The sequence below is a fragment of the Rossellomorea vietnamensis genome (genome assembly GCF_025398035.1).
Lineage (GTDB): Bacteria > Bacillota > Bacilli > Bacillales > Bacillaceae_B > Rossellomorea > Rossellomorea vietnamensis_B.
The window spans coordinates 1,874,871-1,894,969 of record NZ_CP104558.1; the positions used below are offsets into that span (position 1 = coordinate 1,874,871).

Sequence of the window (20,099 nt, forward strand, 5' to 3'; positions counted from 1 at the left end):
ACTCCCTTTTTGAGCCGAATTCCTTTTATGATACTTCAATGACATTCCCGAAGAATGTAAAGAAGGACGCTCCCCCAAATGGATCATCCTTCACGCTTTCCCTTTATGTCACGGGTCTTGAATGTTTTTCTTTCTTCCTCTCTTTGACGATAAGAAGTAAAAAGTATCCACCGACAAAAACGGGAAGGGAAAGACCTGTCAATATCAGTTTCGTTTCTTCTGGAAAGGAGCTTTGTTGAATGAGTAGTTGCGGTCCATTCACAAGGATCGCCAGGATGATCATGATCCACGTTTTTGACCACAGAGACACGGCAATGATGGCCGCGAAGGCAAGAATGAGCGCAAATAGCCTTCCGATTCCTTCCATTACAACGGTAGGTGCCTCGACGTTCTGTCCAAGAAATAACAATCCCATGAACAATAAGATGGGAACTCCTCCAAGAATCGAAAATAGTGTCCATTCTCTTGCTTTTGACACCGGATGGCTTGAAACATATTTAAACACCGCTGAGGTACAGAATAAAAACCCAATCATGACAAGTGGATACCCAATCAATTCAAATACCGAATAGGTCAGGTCCCCGCTTAAGGCGTCACTCAATACGATAAAAGAGAAAGCGCCCACTAATACCATCACGATATACTCGAAGATACTCTTGTAATCGATGGGCATCTCTGCGGAAATTTGATTCATGTACTGCCGGGGTGTCAAACCGGTAACCTCTGATACGCTCTTTCCCCTTTTCTCCGTTTCAACCAAATGATCCTCCAGTTCCCCCACGATCTCATCTACTTCTTGTTCGTTCTTCCCGCTAGACATCAGATAGATTCTCAAATTCCCCAGAAAGTCTTCGCTCTCTTTCGATAATGACATGCTCACTCCTCCTCCAGTAATTGATTCACACTCACAGAGACTTCTCTCCACCTTTGTTTGAAATCCTCCAACTCTTCTTTTCCTTTTGGCGTGATATAGTAATATTTTCGCTTCGGCCCGCCTGAAGGCATTTCTTTCTGACAGGCTGTCACGAGCCCTTCTTTTTTCATTCGGAGGAGCAACGGATAAATGCTTCCTTCTTTCACCATTTTGAATCCATTGGCCGCAAGCTTCTCCATCATTTCATACCCATACACTTCACCTTTTGAAATGATGGAAAGCAGGCACCCCTCCAGGATCCCCTTTAATAACTGACTGGATGACACCCTCGTTCCTCCTCTCCACAATCAAACTATATTGCAAAGCAAGATAGTTATCTAAAAAAATTTCAGATCAGGACTATGTTGCAATACAATATAGATATACTTTAGCAGATGCTGGAAAATAAATCAACCCCTTATGAGGAAGGTCCGTCCCTCATGAGGGACGGACCTTCCTATTCGTCATTCCTTTTTTCCCTGATGGTATACACATAGATGGCGGGGATCAACCCGCATAAAAAAACAACCCCTCCAACGATTAATCCATCTGTCATATCGGACCCGTCCGGTAAAGAGGCGATGATCCCCAATATAACGGATAAGATGGTCACGACCACTACGGCAATCCACAAACTCTTCTTGGGAGGCTGCCTCTCTTCTTCATGATCCACACTGATGCTCATGGACAAATAAGCTGAAACAATGGTCGTCATGATAAACAGAAACCAAAGAGGATTATCCGTCATCCCGTCCAGTCCCGATGTGATAAAGTCATAGGCAAGAATCCCGATGATGCCTGCGTTCTGAAACAGGAACAGTACTCTAATATTTTTTAAGTTTTGTAGTTTTAGTCGCTCGTCTGCAATTTTCTTCAACTTACTTCTCCCCCTTACCTATCCAAACACTTCATCCAGCGTCTTCCCGACGGCATAACAGATTTCCAGAAATAAATTCAATGGTAGATTGTATGAACCTTTCTCAATCAGGCTGATCGTCTGCATGGTGACTCCCATTTGGTTTGCCAGCTGCTGTTGGGTTGAATTTTCACCAAAGGAAATTTTTACTTTTTTTCCATATACATCAAGCATCTCTTGAGATAATAGTAACATATATATGGCGTAATATAACTCCTTAGTCAGGTTTTTCTGGGCATAGGCTGGCGGCTTATATCGGTACGACCTCCTCACCAGATGTTTGAAGTCGACCAAGAAGTTTCACGATACGCACCGATAAATCATGTTTGACCTCGCCTTCCAAAATTGTTAAGGGAGTTGCCTCCCAAAAGAAGACTCGGTATCCAACTGTTTCTTCTTTCAAGAGCCGATCACGTACGAGGGAAAAGAATGTGACCTAGATGGGGTTTCTTGAATCCGATTTAGAATACAAGCGATTCTACAATGCGCCAGAGTTTGGTTTGGACCCCGTGTGAAAATGCCCAGCGATTATAACCTGAGCCGGCTTCAGACTAATCGTTCCGCTACTTCTTTTTTTATATCTTTTCCGTCGATATTCGTGAGGGTTCCCCGATTAGAATACATAGCCATCGTCACACTCAACAAAATTAACAATCCCCCCACCAGCTGCATTCCACTTACCGATTCCTTTAACACAATATACCCGACCACCATGGCCACAAAGGGTTCTACATTCAACAGTAGTGACGTGTTGGTAGATCCGACGTTCGAAATGCAATGGTTCCAAATCAGGGGACAAATCCCATGCATGATGATGGCTGTGAAGAAGAGAAGAATCCATATGCTGAATGGAACAACCCTAAGAAAAGTGACATCATAGAATGGCAAAAAGGCCATCATCAAAATCAAACCCACCAAAGTTGAATAAAAGGTCAACAGAATGGAAGACAGATGCTTGGCATATCGTTCCACAAGTACCATGTATACTGAAAACGTGAGCATGGTAAGGAGGATACAGCCTTCACCCATGCCGAATACAATGGATCCTTTCTTCACGATGACCAGAAATACTCCGGCGAATCCGAGTATACTCCACATCCAGAATAATGCGTTTTTCCGTTCCTTGAATACAAGCGAATTAATAAGTGATGTACAGATGGGGGCAGTCGCCAGAATCAGGGCAGCTGTTACAGGTGAAGCTTTGGTCAAGCTTGCATAGAAGCTCCAATGATTCAAGGTCACGCCAATAAAGCCGATGAATACTAACGGGACAAACATCACTTTCACCGAACCTGCGCGTATAATGGGTTTATAAAACCAAAGTAACAGAAACAGGATAATAAAAATTAGCCGTAAAAAAGCAATTTCCATCGGCTTGAAATACTGTACCAATATCGCTCCGAATATGAAGTTACTCCCCCAGCAGGTCACACAAAAAAGGAGGCCCATGTATAGATACACGGGCTTTCCATTTAACCTTCCGTTCATTTCACTAACTCTTGAGTACTCCAGAGAGACCCATAGACGACTTTCCCTTTGTTCATTACCGCCACTCGTTTCGGTCTTCTGGCCACGACCTCAGCTGATGACGCGGCATCCACGAAAATAAAACTTGCATCGTCTTCCACCTTCGGCCACTTGTATTCGCCTGTTTTCGTCAATGCTGTTATCCCGCCTGTGATCCATTTCAGACTGTCACGCAGGGATACTTCATCGCTTCTTCGGGTTATCTGCCCGTATTTATATACTTTCTCCAGTACGTCCCCATGTCCTAGGGGGCTCCATGAATCATAGAATCCATCACATCCAAGATGAACCTTCACCCCATGATCATCCAGCAGCCTGATTGGTGGGAGTGACTTGGTCAGCGGAATGGTGGACATGATGGCCACTCCGTTTTCTCTTAATCGATCTGCAAGCTCAGCCTGTTTCCCTTCAGCCACCTCCCCTAAACAAAAGGCATGACTGATGGCGGTCCGGTTCTGCCAGTTAGAGTCTTCCACGTGCTCCATCCATTTTTCAATCGTGTAGGTTCCCACATGGCCCCCATCATGAAGGTGGATGTCGACATCTGCATTGAACTCCGTTGCAATATTCATGGTTTCATAGAGTGATGTTTCGATAGATCGATCGATTCCGGCAGGGTCAAGTCCTCCTACCATGGTTGCCCCGCTTCTCATAGCCTCTCTCATTAATGATGGAACAGTTTCTCTTAATAATCCATGCTGCGGGAAAGCTATGATGTCAGCCGTGACAGCATGCTTGTACTCTTCCAATGCTTCGATGACGCCTTCGAGGTTCTTCAACCCGATATAGGGATCGATGTTTACGTGAGTGCGGATATGGGTGGACCCGCTTGAAAGAATTTCTTCAATCATGCTTTTCGCTCTTTGCTTCGTCGTGGGGGCAAGTCCTTTCAGTTCTTCCGCTTCGAATTGCAGTCTTTCTTTCAGGTTTTTAACAGGCTTCGTCGCTTTCCATCCAAGGGACAGATACGTTTTGTCCAAATGGTTATGCATCTCTTTAAAGGTTGGAATGGCCAGATGACCTTTGATATCATAAATCTCCTCAGTCGTCTCTGGAATAGATTGTGTATGAGGCAGCTGTTGGACGATTTTCCCTTCCTTGATTCCGAGGTGGAATAATGCCGTTTGGGTTTCCATCATTCCCTGGTGTTCTCTATTCGCTACTTCAAGCTTCACATTTTTCAGCCAAATCATCGAAATATCTCCCCTCTATCATTTATTGATCAATGCAGATTCAGTTTCTGGAAGAGCAACTTTCTCTCCATTTTTATAAACAGAATCAATGTGAGCTCTTCTTGCCACTGCTTCGGCTGTACAGCTCGCATCGACCAGGACAAAGTCTGCCCGATCCCCGACTTCCGGCCACACTTGGATCCCTTCATCATTCAATGGGGTGATCCCGCCGGAAGCGTACTTCCAGGTACGGTTGATAGAATACTCATCGATCAACCGGAATCGTTCAGCAAGGATGTTCAGCTTCTCGATCGTATTCCCGGTTCCAAATGGGGACCAGTGATCGGTCAGGCTGTCATGACCCACGGATACCTGCAGGCCGTATTGATCCAGTACTGTCACAGGAATGGTCGGACGATTAATCGGGATCGTGGTCGTAATATCAATCTCTTGATCTTTTAGAATCTCCATTATGTCCGTAAGAGCCTGGCCTTCCAGATCACCAAGGGCAATGGCATGACTCAACGTGACACGTCCCTTTAGATTCGCTTCTTTTGTAAAATCAGCTACGCGCTCAAACGTAAATGCTCCAAGTGTATCCGGATCATGAAGATGCAGGTCAACACCGGCGTTATGCTCCGTGGCGATGTCAAAGGTCGTATAGAGGGACCGATCGATATGACGGTCCACTGTGGCGGGATCGACTCCACCTACAAGGGTAGCACCATTTTTCATGGCCTCCCGCATCAGTTCGACAGAGTTACTGCGCAACAGCCCGTGCTGAGGAAACGCCACAATGTCATAGGTCAGGTGCTGTTTATATTTTTCTAAGGCGGCAACCGTGACTTCGAGGTGCTTCAAACCGGAGGTCGGCTCGATATTGCAATGAGTACGGATGTGGGTGTGTCCGTTTTGCAGCAGAAGCTCGATCATCTTTTCCGCCCTGTCCTGGGCATATGGCAATTGCTTTGGGAGCAGTTCCTGCTCCTCTTCAATTCTCGTGAAAATCCCTTTCGTAATTGGACGGCATGCCTTCCACGGTCCACTGTAATAGGTTTTATCTATGTGGATATGCATTTCACGGAAAGAGGGGAGCAATAGCTTCCCTTTTGCATCTACAACCTCGGTCCCGACTTCGATCTGTGGCTCGTCATGGGTAATAGAGGTAATCTTTCCACTTTCAATTTTGATATGGGCAATGTCCGTCAGCGTTCTCATGACAATTTCACTTTCTTTCTCGAATCCCGTTTCCATTCTCACATTTTTCATCCATATCGTTTTCATCATCTCAACCTCCGCATTTTAGTATGTTCAGGATGGTGGTGACTCACCGTCCTGCCAAATTTTCATTCAATCGTTGCGTCATTCACCATTAAGTAGTTGACGGCATTTAACCAGAAATCTTTCACTTCATTGTTGTAGACAGCTAAGTGCTCGTAGTTCCTGATTGGGATGTAAACCGCTTCTTCCATTTCGATGTTCATGGCTTCTTCATACAGATCTTTTCTTACTTCCGGACTTACTTCTCTTCTTGCCTGCTCGATGAGTTCATCTACTTTTTCATTTGTATAGTAGAAGTGATTCCCTGGAGACCCATGGGAGGAAGAGTGGAATAGGTTGTATTGATTGTAGTCTCCATCACCAGTTGCATTCCCCCATCCACCGATGAACATATCGTGTTCTCCAGTGTCGACGGCTTCAATATACGCACCATACTCAAGCACCTGAATGTTGACTTTGATCCCGATCCCCTTCAGTTGGGACTGGATGACTTCTGCCATATTGATCCGTTCTTTACGGTCACTCGTAATCAGTGTCAACTCAAGACCTTTTTCAAATCCTGCTTCTTTCAAAAGCCCCTTGGCGGCATTCGGGTCATATTCATATGGCTTCACATTGTCGCTGTGACCGAATACTTTCGGACTCATTGCAGCGTTCGCCAATGTTCCCACACCGTTGTACACCCCTTTGATAATGGCTTCTCTTTCAATGGCCATGGAAATCGCTTGTCTCACCTTCACATTGTCGAAAGGCTTTTTCTTTGTATTGAATCCGACGTATTCAACAGCCAGTCCTTCCGTTCGATACAGATTCAATGTGTCCGAGCTTTCGATGCGCTCGATTTCCGTCACCGGGACCTGATCACTGATATGAGCTTCGCCTGTTTCAATCATCGCTAAGCGGGTTGCGTCTTCTGGTACGACTTGAAACTCGATTCCATCAATTTTCGGTTTATCTCCCCAGTAGTCTTCATTTTTAGTCAGGATGATGGACTGGCCTGACTTCCATGATTCGAAGGCAAATGGGCCGGTTCCCACCGGATGCTTTGCCAGACTATCAGGATTTTCCTTTATGACTTTTGGACTCATGATGCTTCCTTCGTTACTTGCAAGGATTGATAATAGTGGAGCATAAGGGGCATCAAGCTTAAACTGCACCTTGTAGTCATCCAATACATTGATTTCTTTGATCATACCGAGCTTGTCCTTTTGCGGGGACCCGGTATTTGGATCCAATAAGCGGTCGAACGTGACTTTCACCGCTTCCGCATTCAATGCAGATCCGTCATGGAATGTGATTCCTTCATTCAACGTGAATTCCCACGTCGTGTCATCCGGCTGCTCCCAGCTTTTCGCCAGTGAAGGAACAATGTTCATATCCTTATCGAATGCCACAAGGGTTTCATATACCTTTTGATAGAGTACGTTGGCTGATGGGATATCCGTGATGAAATGTGGATCTAAATTAGTCGCATCGGATAACCGGACGACCTTCAGTACTCCGCCTTCCGATCCTCCGCCTTGCTTACTTGCCGTTCCACCTTCTACATTACTGGTGGAACATGCTTGGGTGATAAGCATGACCATGACAATGAACAGTCCTGCGATCCCCCTGAGATACTTCTTCTTTTCTTTCAATTCATCCACTCTCCCTTTCCCGAATTGTTGGTGCCTATCTGCATTATAAAAAAGAAAACGGAGAATAATTTTCAATATCTTTACCAACTTTTTAATTATTTTGACAATTCAAACTTATCATCTTCCCTTTCCCACTCTCGTCCTCTATCTTTGAATTACACAAACCATTTCATTAAGGAGGAAACGTCATGTCGACCGAAATTAAAGTGGAAGAACTTCAATCACCCCTGCTCGATTCAAAACCCGGCCTGTACGAAAAAAGGTTCAAACCCTTCTGGGACACCTTTTCAAAAAATAAGGCAGCCGTAGTGGGAGGAGGGATCATTCTCTTCTATATACTCATTGCTTTGTTTGCTCCTCTCCTCTCCGTCCATGATCCTTATGCCATTCAACTGGACAATAAACTCGAGCCCCCGAACACAGAGCATTGGATGGGAACCGATGATAAAGGAAGGGATATCCTTGCAAGGATCCTCTATGGGTCACGCCTTTCCATGGGGGTCGGCTTTGCAGCTGTAGGATTCGGAGCATTTTTTGGCATCATCATGGGATTGGTTTCCGGATTTTATGGTGGATGGATCGATACCCTCATCAGCCGGATCCTCGATGTCATGCTTGCTTTCCCGGGGATTCTATTGGCTCTTGCCATCATCTCTGCCTTAGGACCGAGTCTTGTGAATGTCATGATTGCCGTCGGGGTGTTCTCCATCCCCTTATTTGCAAGGGTCGTACGGGGATCCACACTTGAAACGAAGAAGCTTGAATATATCGATGCCATCCGGTCACTCGGAGCCAATGATTTCATCATCATCTTCCGGCACATTCTGCCGAACATTTTATCTCCCATCATTATTCAGGGTTCACTGCGGCTCGCTACCGCCATCCTTTCAGCAGCAGGATTATCCTTCCTGGGATTGGGAGCACAGCCACCTTCGCCTGAATGGGGGACGATGCTGTCCAGTGGAAGGGACTTTTTATTTACCGCCCCTTATATCGCCCTCTTCCCGGGGCTGGCCATTTCCATTCTCGTATTGGGTTTTAACCTATTCGGGGACGGGCTCAGGGATGTTCTTGATCCGAGACTGAAATCTTAATTAAGGAGGAAAACGAAATGATACTGTACATTTTTAGAAGATTAATCGAGATCATCCCCGTCATCTTCGGAGTGACCCTGGTGGTTTTTCTCATCATGCAGATGGTTCCCGGAGATCCTGCGGTCATACTTGCAGGAGAAGGGGCATCGAAAGAAGCGATCAATCAATTACGGACGGAGCTCGGGTTAAACCGACCTCTCTATGTTCAATACGGAGAATACATCTTGAACGTTTTCCAAGGTGATCTAGGAGAATCCTTAAAGAGTCAGCAGCCAGTCATCTCAGAAATCATGACACGCTTACCCATCACGATTGAACTTGCTTTTTACAGCATTCTTATCACAGTAGTCCTTGGGATGACCGCAGGGATTATTTCCGCCGTACGTCCATACTCGGCTACGGACATTTCAGTGATGGTCGTTGCTTTATTGGGGATTTCCCTGCCAAGCTTCTTTCTGGGCCTGTTATCCATCTATCTATTCTCCGTCAAGCTTCAGCTTTTACCGGTTGCAGGATGGGACAGCATGCTACATATCATCTTACCGGCATTTACCCTGGGTGTCGGAGGAGCAGCCATCGTAGCCAGAATGACGCGGTCCAGCATGCTCGAAGTTGTTAGGCAGGATTATATCCGGACCGCCCAGGCAAAAGGGTTGAAAGGCTTTGCCATCATCTATAAACATGCGTTGCGGAATGCATTGATACCCGTCATCACGGTGGTCGGTCTTCAATTTGGGGCGTTGCTCGGGGGAACGGTCTTAATTGAATCCGTCTTTGCCATCAATGGTCTTGGCCGAATGATCGTGGACTCGATTCGTACCCGAGATCTTCCAATGGTTCAAGGAGGCGTCCTGGTCGCATCCCTCGTGTTCGTGTTCGTCAATTTATTTGTAGATGTTTTATACCGATTCTTCAACAAACGGATTGAACTTAATTAAGGAGTGGTTGAAATGAGTAAAACTGTTGTCTTGGAAGTTAAAAACTTGAAAACCCATTTCACTTCAAAAAAAGGAGTGACAAAAGCCGTCGATGGAATCGACTTTGTCCTTCATGAGGGGGAAACTCTTGGTATTGTGGGGGAATCGGGATGCGGAAAGAGCATGACATCCCTATCGATCCTCCGCCTCGTTCCCTCCCCTCCCGGAAAAATAGTGGACGGCACTGTTGAACTGAAAGGGAAAGACATCCTTCAAATGTCCGACTCAGAGCTGAGGCGGGTTCGGGGCAATCAAATTTCAATGATCTTCCAAGAGCCGATGACGTCATTGAACCCTGTCATACCCGTCGGGGAGCAAATTGCCGAAGCCATTCGTGTCCATCAGAAGCTAGGAAAAAAAGACGCTTGGAAAAAAGCCGTGGAGATGCTTGAATTAGTGGGTATCCCTTCACCTCAACAAAGGGCGAAACAAGAACCTTTTCAGCTGAGCGGTGGGATGAGACAGCGTGTCATGATTGCCATGGCTCTTGCCTGTAATCCTGAAGTCCTGATTGCCGACGAACCGACCACCGCTCTCGATGTGACCATCCAGGCCCAGATCCTGGAGCTGATGAAGGACCTCCAGAAGAGATTGAATATGGGCATCATCTTCATTACCCATGACTTGGGGGTGGTGGCTGAATTATGTGATAAGGTCGCGGTCATGTATGCCGGGCAGGTTGTGGAGTATAGTTCGACGGAAGCATTATTCTCCCATCCGAAACATCCTTACACGAATGGTCTTCTGTCTTCACTGCCGAAATTATATGAAGACCAGGATGAGCTTCAAACGATGCCAGGCAGCGTCCCATCCCCCTATGATATGCCCAAGGGGTGCCGCTTCTCCCCCCGTTGCCCGCTGGCGACTGCGCAATGCCATGAAGAAGAGCCACAGCTTCATTCACTCAAGGACGGAAGCCAGATCAGATGCTTCTTATACAATGCCGAACAAGATGAGAAAGAGGTGCAGATGACATGACCGCAGTGATGACCGGAAAGAAGCCGATTTTAGAAGTGAAGGGGTTGAAGCAGTATTTCCCTGTCAAACGGGAATCCTTATTCCAACCGAAACAAGTAGTAAAAGCCGTGGATGACCTCCATTTCACCCTCTACGAAGGGGAAACCCTCAGCATTGTAGGAGAATCCGGATGCGGTAAATCAACAACAGGTCGTGCCATACTGCAGCTGGATAAGCCGACGGAAGGCAGTATCAAGTACAATGGAATTGAATTGAATAGTTTAACAAAGAAGGAATTAAGGAGCTTAAGGGGTGACATCCAGGTCATCTTCCAGGATCCGTTCGCCTCCTTGAACCCAAGACAAACCGTCAGGAAAATCTTGAAAGAAGCCATGACCATTCAAAAGGTGCTTCCTGCTTCAAAACAAGAGGAACGCATGAAGGAATTACTTGGCTATGTGGGACTTCCGATTACATCACTCGATCGCCTTCCCCACGAATTCAGTGGCGGTCAGAGACAACGGATCGGTATCGCACGTGCCCTTGCCGTCAACCCAAAAGTGATTATTTGTGATGAAGCCGTATCCGCACTGGACGTTTCCATACAGGCACAAATTCTGAACCTGCTCAAAAAACTCCAAAAGGAATTGAAATTGACGTACCTCTTCATCTCTCACGACTTAAGTGTCGTCCGTCATATTTCGGATCGGGTCATCGTGATGTATCTCGGGAAGGTCGTCGAAATCGGGACGAAGCAGGAATTGTTCGATCATCCTACTCATCCCTATACTAAAGCCCTGCTATCGGCCATACCCGTACCGGATTTTTCAAAGAAGAAGGATCGGATCCTGTTAAAGGGAGATGTCCCTTCCCCATTGAATCCGCCTCCTGGATGTAAGTTTCATACGAGATGCCCTCTTGCAACGGATTTGTGTAAACAAGAACTGCCTCCTATGAAGGGATCTGGGGAACATTTTACAAGATGCCATTATGTTTGAGCATATGTTCAGAATCGACAATTTCTTATAAAATAGAAAGTATGACTCACCCTTAGAGGAGTTCTTCCCATGATCACACAGGAATCTTTTTCTTTTTATATCATGCTGTCTGTACTGGCCCCAATCATTGGGGCTTTTAGCTTATTATTTCTCTTTCTGTTTGAAAAACGGCTGGATCAATTGGAGAAGGAAAAGAACGAATTGCTTCTGAAACAGGAGCTGCAGGAAGCGAAATACAATCAACTGAACCAGCAGATTCAGCCCCATTTCTTTTTCAACACACTGAATATCATCCTGAGCCTGGCACGATTGAATCGGAAACAGGAACTGATATCCGCCATCGAGGTATTGTCGAAATACTTCAAGTTTAAATACAAACAGACAGATCCCCTCATCACGATTGACGAGGAGATTGAATACACCCAATATTACCTTGAAATCCAAAGACTGAGATTCAGAGACCGATTGGATGTCGTCTGGAACGTGGAAGAATGCTGCAGGGTTTCCCTTGTGCCCCCTTACCTCCTGCAAACTCTCGTTGAGAATGCTTTCAAGCATGGTCTCGAACGAAGTCCCGGACAAGGGAAGCTGATGATCATCCTCCATGAGCAGGGGAAAAGGGTTTATTTAGAAGTCTGGAATAGCACGGCAACCGCCACGGATCAACTGGCTCCTCAGGAGAGTGATCGGGGAATTGGGTTACTCAATATCCAGAAACGACTGCAGATGCTCTTCCCGAAAGAAGAAATCCTCATTAATCTGAATGAGGAAACAAAAGGAACAAGTGTCCAGGTCTTCTGGCCACGTACAACAAAAGAGGACAAAAATATGTCATGAAGGAGGAAACGGAATGCATCTATTACTTGTTGACGATGAGCCCCTTGAACTGGAGCAGCTCGAATATATGATTTCTGAACAATATCCCTACTGGACGATCCACACTGCAGCTGACGCGTCACAGGCCTTAAAGATCCTCTCTGAACACCCGATCCGTCTTTCATTACTCGACATCCAGCTTCCCGGTAAATCTGGGATCGAACTTGGGATGGAAATGAAGAAGTATGAACACATCGATATCATCATGGTGACGGCCTTCCAATCATTCAACTATGCACAGGCCTCCCTTCGCCTCGGGGCAAAAGATTATCTAACGAAACCGATTATTGAAGAAGAACTCTTTCACGTTCTGGACCAATATAAGTATGCAGCCATTCAATCCCATATCGTCCAGGAAGCATTAACGATCATCCATGAACAATTTAGCGAGAAGCTTTCCCTTTCATCCCTTGCGAACCAGATCCATATCAATAGCACGTACCTGAGCAGAAAGTTCCACGAAGAAATGGGCATCAGCTTCTCTGAATACCTGAATGATTTCAGAGTCCAAGCTGCACAACGATTGCTCCGGCAGGAATCGGAAAAGTCCATCTCCTCCATATCGGAAGAGTGCGGGTTCAGTAGCCAGCATTATTTCAGCTCATTATTTAAGAAGCAAACCGGCTGTACTCCTCGGGAATACCGGATAAGAGAGAAGGTATAAATCAATGAAGCCAAGGACGTATCGTGAGTATATACAAGGAACCATCTCCTTTGGAGTGGCATATGGAGTGGTTACCCTACTCACCAGATGGGTGACGGGGAACACGATTTTGTCCTCCCCTGAAACCCTAGTGAAATATGGTCTCCTAGGTGGTATCGGATATGCCATGATGGGAGCCATCGCCCTCTTTCTATTCGGATGGATCACTCCATATATCAGGAATCGATTCCCTGACTCCATGACCATCGGGGATGTATTGAGGAAAAGGCTCCAGGGGCGGTCGTATTGGTTTGTCATGTGGGTATTGCTCCTAACTAGCCTCGATTCCCTGCTCGTACAGGCGCTCGGGGCAGGTGTGCTATTTCATTTTCTCTTAAAAACGCCGATCTATGTAGGATTACTCGTTTTCTTTCTATACTGCTTCCTCCTGTCTTTAGGGGGTATGAAGCAGATCCATCGATTCGAGGGCATTCATATCTCATTTATTTTCGCAGCCATTATTCTGATTCCTGTTTATTTTTTCATTCAAAAAGGCATTTTCCCCGTTTATGATGGATTGCTGCTGTATCATCCTTACTTATTATTTATGAAACATAATGAAATCACCTTGTTTATCCTGACAGCTTTACTGATTGGATTTGGACAAGTATTGATCGATCGGGCAAGTTGGCAGCGAATGTATATCATTGAAAAGTCCAAAGTCCGAACATCCTTTATGATGGCCGGAATGATATGGGCGACCATCCCCCTTGCCTTCACAGCCATTGTTCTGATTGCGGTTTATGGGCATGGCTTTGAAAACATTTACTCCATCTTAAGTCAGCTCGTAGAGAAGATCGATTCTTTGTTCCTGCTTCTCTTATTTATTGGATGCTGCTTCAGTGCCATTGCCTCCACAGTGGGAGCAGAGCTTCATGCCACATCGATCATGGTCATCCGTAATATGCTGAATCATCGATACGAGTGGCACGAAGACCAGCAATTAAAGAAGACCTACCTGGTCTCAGGTGTGATTTCCCTGGCACTGTTTCTCATAAGCTCGATCTTGTCACCCAGCCTGATGGAGCTCATCTTTTTCTTCGCCCAGGTATATGCTGCAATCATCCCGACCATGTTGGTGGTCATTTTTTATAAGAAAACAGTCCCTGCATCCATTCCTTACTGTTCATTGATTGGCCTTGGTGGTGGAATGCTGTCTCTTTCAAGCTATAGTTCCATTCAGTCTACGTGGATCAGTTTTGTTTTGGCGAGTGGACTGGTCATTCTTGTCCTCATTGGAAATGAGGTGGTGAAACATAGATAGAGAAGCATTTGAATTAAACTCAGACTCGTCGCTTATGTTGACGGGTCTTTCTTTTATATACTCTTGAAGAATTCCACTAACATTTCCCTTTATTCACAGAAGAGGTCAACAAAACAAAAAAAGCGGTAAAGATTTCTTAATTTTATATATCTGAAAATTCTTATAATTAATTCAATACAGAAGGGAGGATATATAAATGAAAAATAAGAGTAGATTCATAATGATCGTTCTGGCCGTATTACTTGTAATGAGCGGATGTTCCACCAACATGGGGGCCAATTCCGGTGGTCAGGAGGATGGACAGGCTTCCAAGAAACAGGACCAGCTGGTCATCGTCCGCCAATCCGATGTGGAGAACCTTGACCATCATTTCATGTCTACCATCAATGCAGCCAGTGTGACACACGGTAAAATTTATGAGGGGCTTGTGGGCAGGGATAAAAATGCCAAAATCAAGCCCCTCCTTGCAAAAGAGTGGGAACAGCTTGATGATACCACATGGGAGTTCAAACTAAGGGACGATGTCACATTTCATGATGGAACACCGTTTAACGCAGAAGCAGTGAAGAAAACATTTGACCGGTTGATTGATCCAAAGGTGGCTTCCCCTCGGGCAGTCGTATTCAAAATGGTCAAAGAAGTCAAAGTCATCGATGATCATACCCTTCAGATTCTTTTAACAGAGCCTTTTTCTCCCCTTTTATCCATCTTGGCGAGTCATGAAGGGGGGATTATCAGTCCAAAGACCATAGACAAATATGGAAAAGACATTATCCAAGAGCCGGTTGGAACAGGTCCTTTTGTATTTGAATCATGGGAAACGGGAAAAGAAATTACCTTTCATAAAAACGATTCCTATTGGGGTGATGAACCAAATGTCAGTGAGGTCGTATTCAAGGTAGTACCGGAAGAGACAACGCGAATTTCCATGCTTGAAACGGGTGAAGCCCATATCGCTGAACCTTTATCTGTCAATATGATGGATTCAGTGAAGGCTTCTGCTAACGTAGAAGTTTACCGCAGTGAAGGCTTTGGGACTGAGTACGTTGGGTTTAACGTACAGAAAGAACCGTTTAATGATGTCCGTGTCCGGAAAGCCATTTCCCATGCAGTCGAAATGGATTCCATCATGAAAGGCGTCTTTAACAATATTGGAAAAAAAGCGAATTCCTTATTAGGCTCTAAAGTCTTCGGCTATCATCCAGATATGAAAGCATATGACTATAATGTCAATGAAGCGAAGAAACTCCTTGCAGAAGCTGGTTATCCTGATGGATTCAAAACTACACTACTCACCATGGACAGTAAAGAAAGAATCAGCCTGGCAGAAGTCATGCAATCCCAGCTCAAAGGAATTGGAATCGATCTTGACATTCAGATCCAGGAGTATGGAACCTTTGTCGAGCAAGCCACAAGCGGCAACTCAGAAATGTTCATCATCAGCTGGAGAAACGCAACCGGCGATGCCGACTATAACCAATACAACCTCTTCCACAGCGATTCCAGCGGCCCGGCCGGTAATACCTTCTTCTATGGCAATGATGAGGTCGACCAACTGATCGAAGAAGCACGCTCTGAAAAAGATCAAGAGAAGAGAATCGAGCTTTACGCGAAATCCCAGGAACTGGAGATGAAAGATGCAGTCTATATCCCGGTTCGAGTGATTGAGAATATGGCTGCCGTTCGAAAAGGCGTGAAGGATTTCTCCATTAGCCCTGCAGGTTATATGGAGATCAATAAGATTAGAATAGATTGAATATAGGGTAAAGGAAGAGGTCCCCTCTTCCTAAAAAAGTCCCTTTATTACTAAACAGCGTATCTTTCTTCGAGAAATTGAAGAAAAATACGCTGCTTTTTTTGTGAATTATATCATCCTTCTAAAATACTTCTCCATCTCCCTTTCAGAGATGATCAGTCTCCTCGAGAAATCCTGCGTTCGTACCACATATTCCTTGATGCCGATATATTCGGATTCAACGACTAAATAGAAACAGGAGCCTTTTTTGACTCCCCTGAAATCACGTTTTAATTGATATCTCTTCATGTTAACTAAAGCCTGTCGATCACTGGCTCTCCTCCACTTGGTACGACTGCGGAGGGATCGTCTTGATTTTCTTGATAAAATAATAATGTTTATATAATGCGAGTCCGATGAGGATGATCCGGACAGCAAGGATGTCGACATACAGGATGGAAAGCAGGATAAAGAAGTCTGCGGTCAGATTGATCCTGATTTTTTCTTTCAGGGTCATGCCCTTTTTTTCGAGAAAGGAGACCACGTATTTTTTGTAGATATACGTGTTTTTAAACCAGGCGTCCACGCGCTTTGAGCTCTTGGAAAAGAAGTAAACCGCCAGCAGGTAAAACGGTCCACCCGGCAGGACAGGCAGGACTGTTCCGGCAACCCCGCACGCCAGGGCTATGAACCCGAGCAGCATGAACAGGATGCTTTTCATCTTTTTCAATGTCATGACTCATCTCCCCTACCCTCAACCGATTTCCTTCATTGTACTATAAATATAGCAGAAAGTTGGGTGTGACGGGTTAGGAGATTATTGTTAATCCATCATCCACTCCTATCAACACCCTGGTCTAACAAAATAAAATCACTCTCCACCAAAGCACCGTTCTCCTTGCGCTCAGCCTTCTTCTTCTCAACCGAACCCGCCTTCACCTCATCCTCCTCCAACAATCCCTCAAGTCCCCTCGCAATCCCCGTCAATGACAGGATCGTCAGGGCGAAGAAGAACATCGGGATCATAAAGATCCACCAGGCGTTGGTCAATTCGACATAGCTCATGGACATGATGCTCGCCCATTCCTGTACGAAAGGTTGCGGAGGCGGGCACATGGGTCCGTAGCACACATCGGTCCCACCGAAGAATAGGTCGAAGAATCCGAGGTGGGCGATGATGAGAAGCGCCTGGATCATGATTTTAGGAAAAATGATAAAGAGCCGCGGCTTCAAGTGTGGAAGCACATGATTCTTGAACAGGAAAGTCTTGCTTCCACCAAGGACCCGGGCACACGTCACAAATTCTTTGTCGAGAATCTGCCGTGTTTCGTTGGATAAGAGAATCGCCGTTGTCGGAGCCATGATTACGGCCAGGGCGATGGACTGCCAAATGACCCGTTCGGTGAAACTTGTCTCGAACCCTTGCCTGGGTTCCCATAGCAAGGGGTAAAGCATATTGAAGGCGATGATCGATTGCGGGATGAAATAGAAGGACGTGAAAATCGATTGCGTCCACTTCTTCGCCCGTGATGTCGTAAACCCTCCCATCACCCCGACGGCAAAGGACAGGATGAAGCTGAGAAGGGAAATCAGGATGGCGGCGCCAATGGTATACTGCGCCCCCTCCAATACTTTGTAAAACAAGTGATCCCCTTCCCGGTCCGTCCCGAACGGAAAGTCGGCTGAAGGAGGGAACGGAGCGTCGCCGATGATATTTGCCTCATCATCGTAGAGGATATATGTATTCGGGATTTTGGCATCGGTCAGATAAAAGATCATGCTCCACCCGACGAGCACGACGATGAATAGTAAACAGATGCTGATGGTGACGTGATACCGATTCCACTTTCTCATAGACTCATCTCCCTTCCTATTTTTCTCGAGATCACAAACTGCATCAATTTTAAAAGGAGATAGAGGGGAACGAATAGCATGATCGACGTAACCGCGAAGATCGCAGGTGTGTTATAGGAAAAGAGAAACGACGTGACCCCGAACACATTGAATAAGTATTCCAGGATTAATAGGTTCGACAGCATCATCCAGATGATCTGCTTGCCGTGATAGGTTAGGCTGACGAGCACATTCCGCATCATATGAATGAACATGATCCGGAATCGGCCGAGACCCTTCCCCTTCGCAAGCTCCACATAGGGAAGCCCCTCTTCTTCCTTCAAAAAAGACACCATAGATCCGAGAAAAAAGAACGTCGGCAGGATCGAGAGCGTGATGGCCGGGAACAGGATGACCTGATTTTCGCCCAGGGATGCTACATCGAGGAGCAGAATACCGGATTGTTTAAAGAACCAGATGACCGATAGTTGAAGGATCCCGATCACAAAAATATCAGGAAGAGACGCGATAAAGAAAGCGACACCTTCCACCCCTTTCCGGATCTTTTTCCCCACTGAAAAATAAAGGATCATCAGTAAGATGGAACCCGTTAACGCCATACCGAGTGCCAGGAAAAAGATACGTGCACTGCTCAGGAACGCTTTCAGGATGATGGGAAATAGCGGACGTTCGATATGCGAGACGGGGTTCGTATAGACCAGATGGTGAGGCTCGACTAGCTCCTTGCATACCTCCATCAGTTCCTGTCCATAGGTAACGAGGGAAAACGCCTGAGTTGTGAACAGGCCGGATGTGGCACTGACGAGAATGATTCCGATGATAATGAGAACGGCTTCAAGGCCGGATTGTTTGAGTTGTTTCATCTTGTACCTCCAGTAATGATTCCTGCTAATCATTACCAATATACCAGATTTGAAAATTCTGTCAATTATACTCTTATTTGACGGACTATGTGTCCGAATCAGGTTTAAAGAAAAAAATGATCAGAGCTGGTAGCCCCTGACCATTTTCCCTCATTTAAAAAAACACCTTCCGATCACGCTCATCCTTCAATATTTCCACCGCTTCCCGGAAACGCTGGGAATGGATGATTTCCCGTTCCCTCAAGAAACGCAGTCCGTCGTTCAGGTCCGGGTCATCGCTCATATTGATGATCCATTGATATGTGGCTCTCGCTTTTTCTTCGGCAGCAATGTCTTCGTATAGGTCTGCAATCGGGTCACCTTTTGCCTGGATATAGGAGGCTGTGAAGGGGACACCGGACGCATTTTGATAAAAAATGCCATTGTCGTGATTTACATAGTTCGCATCGAGACCCGCATCTTTCATTTGCTGCGGTGTGGCGTCTTTGATGAGTTTATACACCATGGTGGCGATCATTTCCAAATGGGCGAATTCCTCGGTCCCGATGTCGGTCAGTAAACCGATGACCTTATCGGGAATCGTGTAACGCTGATTTAAATATCTAAGGGCTGCTGCCAGTTCTCCGTCCGCGCCGCCGTATTGCTCGATCAGAAATTTCGCCAGCTTCGGATTACATGTACTGACCCGTACAGGATATTGAAGTTTTTTTTCATACACCCACATCGTGTCCATCCTCTCCTTTATTCCGTATTAGACCTGCCATGGCCAAGGGGCGTCTTTCCAGTCCCACGGATAGTTTGAATAGCTGTACCCGAACCCGGTCAAGGGACCGAATTCCTTTTCGAATTTCTTTTTGATTTTTTTCCTCATCCGTACGTATTCGTTGTACTGTTTGATCGCCTCGTAATCTTCTGGATGAGTGTCTAAGTATAAGGTCAGTTCGACGATGACGAAATCAACGGTCTGAAGTTCCTCCATCACTTCGTAATAATGAGCCGGAAGCTGCTTCATCATGAGTCACCATCCCCACTCGTTTCATATGGGCTGTAGTAAGGATCGTAGAACGCCTTCCAGAGCGTTCCGTTGCGCAGTGCCTCCCTCGGGGTGAACTGCTCTAGATTTGCAGGCTGGAATCCCATATAGAGATTAGGCGGTGTCGAATACACCTTCTGCGTGATCGGCGGACAAGGATCAAAGGGACTTACGTATGGATGATACACTTTATAGTTCGTATGCAAGGTACTCCCTCCTGAATTGACAATATCTTTCTATTGTTATGCAGAAGGATCTTCCCCCATGACGGGTAGGTGGAAATTGGGGCGTGTCCAAGG

Annotated in this window: 23 protein-coding genes; 8 read left to right on the plus strand and 15 right to left on the minus strand. The window is 45.8% G+C overall.

The features are described from left to right. Window positions 1-103: 103 nt before the first annotated feature. From N5C46_RS09665 to N5C46_RS09700, 8 genes are all read right to left on the minus strand, one after another. Window positions 104-874, minus strand: coding sequence for a DUF1129 family protein (locus N5C46_RS09665; protein ID WP_261751874.1), 771 nt, complete (start codon window positions 872-874; stop codon window positions 104-106). 2 nt (window positions 875-876) lie between these two features. After that, a complete protein-coding gene (locus tag N5C46_RS09670; protein WP_159361452.1) occupies window positions 877-1,200 on the minus strand; it encodes a PadR family transcriptional regulator in 324 nt (107 codons plus the stop codon). 170 nt (window positions 1,201-1,370) lie between these two features. Beyond that, window positions 1,371-1,790 (minus strand): hypothetical protein, encoded by a 420-nt coding sequence (locus N5C46_RS09675; protein ID WP_261751875.1) that lies wholly within the window; start codon window positions 1,788-1,790, stop codon window positions 1,371-1,373. 18 nt (window positions 1,791-1,808) lie between these two features. Beyond that, on the minus strand, window positions 1,809-2,003 hold the full coding sequence (locus N5C46_RS09680; RefSeq protein WP_261752328.1) for a helix-turn-helix transcriptional regulator: 195 nt from the start codon (window positions 2,001-2,003) through the stop codon (window positions 1,809-1,811). A gap of 372 nt (window positions 2,004-2,375) precedes the next feature. Beyond that, on the minus strand, window positions 2,376-3,317 hold the full coding sequence (locus tag N5C46_RS09685) for a DMT family transporter (protein WP_261751876.1): 942 nt from the start codon (window positions 3,315-3,317) through the stop codon (window positions 2,376-2,378). Beyond that, a complete protein-coding gene (locus N5C46_RS09690) occupies window positions 3,314-4,549 on the minus strand; it encodes an amidohydrolase (protein WP_261751877.1) in 1,236 nt (411 codons plus the stop codon). Before N5C46_RS09690 ends, N5C46_RS09685 begins: the two co-directional genes overlap by 4 nt. 18 nt (window positions 4,550-4,567) lie before the next feature. Beyond that, on the minus strand, window positions 4,568-5,812 hold the full coding sequence (locus tag N5C46_RS09695) for an amidohydrolase family protein (protein ID WP_261751878.1): 1,245 nt from the start codon (window positions 5,810-5,812) through the stop codon (window positions 4,568-4,570). Between the two features lie 62 nt (window positions 5,813-5,874). Then, the gene (locus N5C46_RS09700; protein ID WP_261752329.1) at window positions 5,875-7,395 is read right to left on the minus strand and encodes a glutathione ABC transporter substrate-binding protein; all 1,521 of its coding nucleotides are present in this window, start codon (window positions 7,393-7,395) and stop codon (window positions 5,875-5,877) included. 239 nt (window positions 7,396-7,634) lie between these two features. Here N5C46_RS09700 and N5C46_RS09705 point away from each other — a divergent pair, with 239 nt between their 5' ends. The 8 genes from N5C46_RS09705 (at window position 7,635) to N5C46_RS09740 (ending at window position 16,071) form a co-directional block, all read left to right on the plus strand. Continuing rightward, complete coding sequence (locus tag N5C46_RS09705; protein ID WP_261751879.1) at window positions 7,635-8,540, plus strand: ABC transporter permease; 906 nt, start codon at window positions 7,635-7,637, stop codon at window positions 8,538-8,540. A 17-nt stretch (window positions 8,541-8,557) separates the two neighbouring features. Further along, window positions 8,558-9,478 (plus strand): ABC transporter permease, encoded by a 921-nt coding sequence (locus N5C46_RS09710; protein WP_261751880.1) that lies wholly within the window; start codon window positions 8,558-8,560, stop codon window positions 9,476-9,478. A gap of 12 nt (window positions 9,479-9,490) precedes the next feature. Continuing rightward, on the plus strand, window positions 9,491-10,495 hold the full coding sequence (locus N5C46_RS09715) for an ABC transporter ATP-binding protein (protein WP_261751881.1): 1,005 nt from the start codon (window positions 9,491-9,493) through the stop codon (window positions 10,493-10,495). Beyond that, window positions 10,492-11,472 carry an ABC transporter ATP-binding protein gene (locus N5C46_RS09720; RefSeq protein ID WP_261751882.1) on the plus strand — a complete coding sequence of 327 codons (981 nt, stop codon included), beginning with the start codon at window positions 10,492-10,494 and terminating at the stop codon, window positions 11,470-11,472. The genes N5C46_RS09715 and N5C46_RS09720 overlap by 4 nt, the downstream gene beginning before the upstream one ends. Window positions 11,473-11,541: 69 nt before the next feature. After that, on the plus strand, window positions 11,542-12,309 hold the full coding sequence (locus N5C46_RS09725) for a sensor histidine kinase (RefSeq protein ID WP_261751883.1): 768 nt from the start codon (window positions 11,542-11,544) through the stop codon (window positions 12,307-12,309). A gap of 13 nt (window positions 12,310-12,322) precedes the next feature. Next, window positions 12,323-13,012: a response regulator transcription factor gene (locus tag N5C46_RS09730; protein WP_261751884.1), complete on the plus strand. Its 690-nt coding sequence runs from the start codon at window positions 12,323-12,325 to the stop codon at window positions 13,010-13,012. A gap of 4 nt (window positions 13,013-13,016) precedes the next feature. Continuing rightward, complete coding sequence (locus N5C46_RS09735) at window positions 13,017-14,315, plus strand: SLC5/6 family protein (protein ID WP_261751885.1); 1,299 nt, start codon at window positions 13,017-13,019, stop codon at window positions 14,313-14,315. A 196-nt stretch (window positions 14,316-14,511) separates the two neighbouring features. Next, window positions 14,512-16,071, plus strand: coding sequence for a glutathione ABC transporter substrate-binding protein (locus N5C46_RS09740; RefSeq protein WP_261751886.1), 1,560 nt, complete (start codon window positions 14,512-14,514; stop codon window positions 16,069-16,071). Window positions 16,072-16,179: 108 nt separating this feature from the next. Here N5C46_RS09740 and N5C46_RS09745 read toward each other — a convergent pair whose 3' ends face one another. The 7 genes from N5C46_RS09745 to N5C46_RS09775 form a co-directional block, all read right to left on the minus strand. After that, a complete protein-coding gene (locus N5C46_RS09745; protein ID WP_034762029.1) occupies window positions 16,180-16,359 on the minus strand; it encodes a hypothetical protein in 180 nt (59 codons plus the stop codon). Window positions 16,360-16,378: 19 nt separating this feature from the next. Continuing rightward, window positions 16,379-16,786 carry a YbaN family protein gene (locus N5C46_RS09750; protein WP_261751887.1) on the minus strand — a complete coding sequence of 136 codons (408 nt, stop codon included), beginning with the start codon at window positions 16,784-16,786 and terminating at the stop codon, window positions 16,379-16,381. Between the two features lie 95 nt (window positions 16,787-16,881). Beyond that, window positions 16,882-17,904 (minus strand): ABC transporter permease, encoded by a 1,023-nt coding sequence (locus N5C46_RS09755; RefSeq protein ID WP_261751888.1) that lies wholly within the window; start codon window positions 17,902-17,904, stop codon window positions 16,882-16,884. Then, complete coding sequence (locus N5C46_RS09760; protein WP_261751889.1) at window positions 17,901-18,767, minus strand: ABC transporter permease subunit; 867 nt, start codon at window positions 18,765-18,767, stop codon at window positions 17,901-17,903. Before N5C46_RS09760 ends, N5C46_RS09755 begins: the two co-directional genes overlap by 4 nt. Window positions 18,768-18,921: 154 nt before the next feature. Then, window positions 18,922-19,491, minus strand: coding sequence for a manganese catalase family protein (locus N5C46_RS09765; protein ID WP_261751890.1), 570 nt, complete (start codon window positions 19,489-19,491; stop codon window positions 18,922-18,924). Between the two features lie 27 nt (window positions 19,492-19,518). Beyond that, a complete protein-coding gene (locus tag N5C46_RS09770; RefSeq protein WP_098441517.1) occupies window positions 19,519-19,779 on the minus strand; it encodes a spore coat protein CotJB in 261 nt (86 codons plus the stop codon). Continuing rightward, window positions 19,779-20,006: a spore coat associated protein CotJA gene (locus N5C46_RS09775; protein WP_261751891.1), complete on the minus strand. Its 228-nt coding sequence runs from the start codon at window positions 20,004-20,006 to the stop codon at window positions 19,779-19,781. Before N5C46_RS09775 ends, N5C46_RS09770 begins: the two co-directional genes overlap by 1 nt. Between the last annotated feature and the right edge of the window lie 93 nt (window positions 20,007-20,099).

Excerpts from the sequence above, each read along its gene's own strand:
- N5C46_RS09665 (WP_261751874.1), bottom strand. The coding sequence starts at position 874 with ATGTCATTATCGAAAGAGAGCGAAGACTTTCTGGGGAATTTGAGAATC.
- N5C46_RS09680 (WP_261752328.1), bottom strand. The coding sequence starts at position 2,003 with ATGCTTGATGTATATGGAAAAAAAGTAAAAATTTCCTTTGGTGAAAAT.
- N5C46_RS09685 (WP_261751876.1), bottom strand. The coding sequence starts at position 3,317 with ATGAACGGAAGGTTAAATGGAAAGCCCGTGTATCTATACATGGGCCTC.
- N5C46_RS09690 (WP_261751877.1), bottom strand. The coding sequence starts at position 4,549 with ATGATTTGGCTGAAAAATGTGAAGCTTGAAGTAGCGAATAGAGAACAC.
- N5C46_RS09695 (WP_261751878.1), bottom strand. The coding sequence starts at position 5,812 with ATGAAAACGATATGGATGAAAAATGTGAGAATGGAAACGGGATTCGAG.
- N5C46_RS09700 (WP_261752329.1), bottom strand. The coding sequence starts at position 7,395 with ATGGTCATGCTTATCACCCAAGCATGTTCCACCAGTAATGTAGAAGGT.
- N5C46_RS09705 (WP_261751879.1), top strand. The coding sequence starts at position 7,635 with ATGTCGACCGAAATTAAAGTGGAAGAACTTCAATCACCCCTGCTCGAT.
- N5C46_RS09710 (WP_261751880.1), top strand. The coding sequence starts at position 8,558 with ATGATACTGTACATTTTTAGAAGATTAATCGAGATCATCCCCGTCATC.
- N5C46_RS09715 (WP_261751881.1), top strand. The coding sequence starts at position 9,491 with ATGAGTAAAACTGTTGTCTTGGAAGTTAAAAACTTGAAAACCCATTTC.
- N5C46_RS09720 (WP_261751882.1), top strand. The coding sequence starts at position 10,492 with ATGACCGCAGTGATGACCGGAAAGAAGCCGATTTTAGAAGTGAAGGGG.
- N5C46_RS09725 (WP_261751883.1), top strand. The coding sequence starts at position 11,542 with ATGATCACACAGGAATCTTTTTCTTTTTATATCATGCTGTCTGTACTG.
- N5C46_RS09730 (WP_261751884.1), top strand. The coding sequence starts at position 12,323 with ATGCATCTATTACTTGTTGACGATGAGCCCCTTGAACTGGAGCAGCTC.
- N5C46_RS09735 (WP_261751885.1), top strand. The coding sequence starts at position 13,017 with ATGAAGCCAAGGACGTATCGTGAGTATATACAAGGAACCATCTCCTTT.
- N5C46_RS09740 (WP_261751886.1), top strand. The coding sequence starts at position 14,512 with ATGAAAAATAAGAGTAGATTCATAATGATCGTTCTGGCCGTATTACTT.
- N5C46_RS09745 (WP_034762029.1), bottom strand. The coding sequence starts at position 16,359 with ATGAAGAGATATCAATTAAAACGTGATTTCAGGGGAGTCAAAAAAGGC.
- N5C46_RS09750 (WP_261751887.1), bottom strand. The coding sequence starts at position 16,786 with ATGACATTGAAAAAGATGAAAAGCATCCTGTTCATGCTGCTCGGGTTC.
- N5C46_RS09755 (WP_261751888.1), bottom strand. The coding sequence starts at position 17,904 with ATGAGAAAGTGGAATCGGTATCACGTCACCATCAGCATCTGTTTACTA.
- N5C46_RS09760 (WP_261751889.1), bottom strand. The coding sequence starts at position 18,767 with ATGAAACAACTCAAACAATCCGGCCTTGAAGCCGTTCTCATTATCATC.
- N5C46_RS09765 (WP_261751890.1), bottom strand. The coding sequence starts at position 19,491 with ATGTGGGTGTATGAAAAAAAACTTCAATATCCTGTACGGGTCAGTACA.
- N5C46_RS09770 (WP_098441517.1), bottom strand. The coding sequence starts at position 19,779 with ATGAAGCAGCTTCCGGCTCATTATTACGAAGTGATGGAGGAACTTCAG.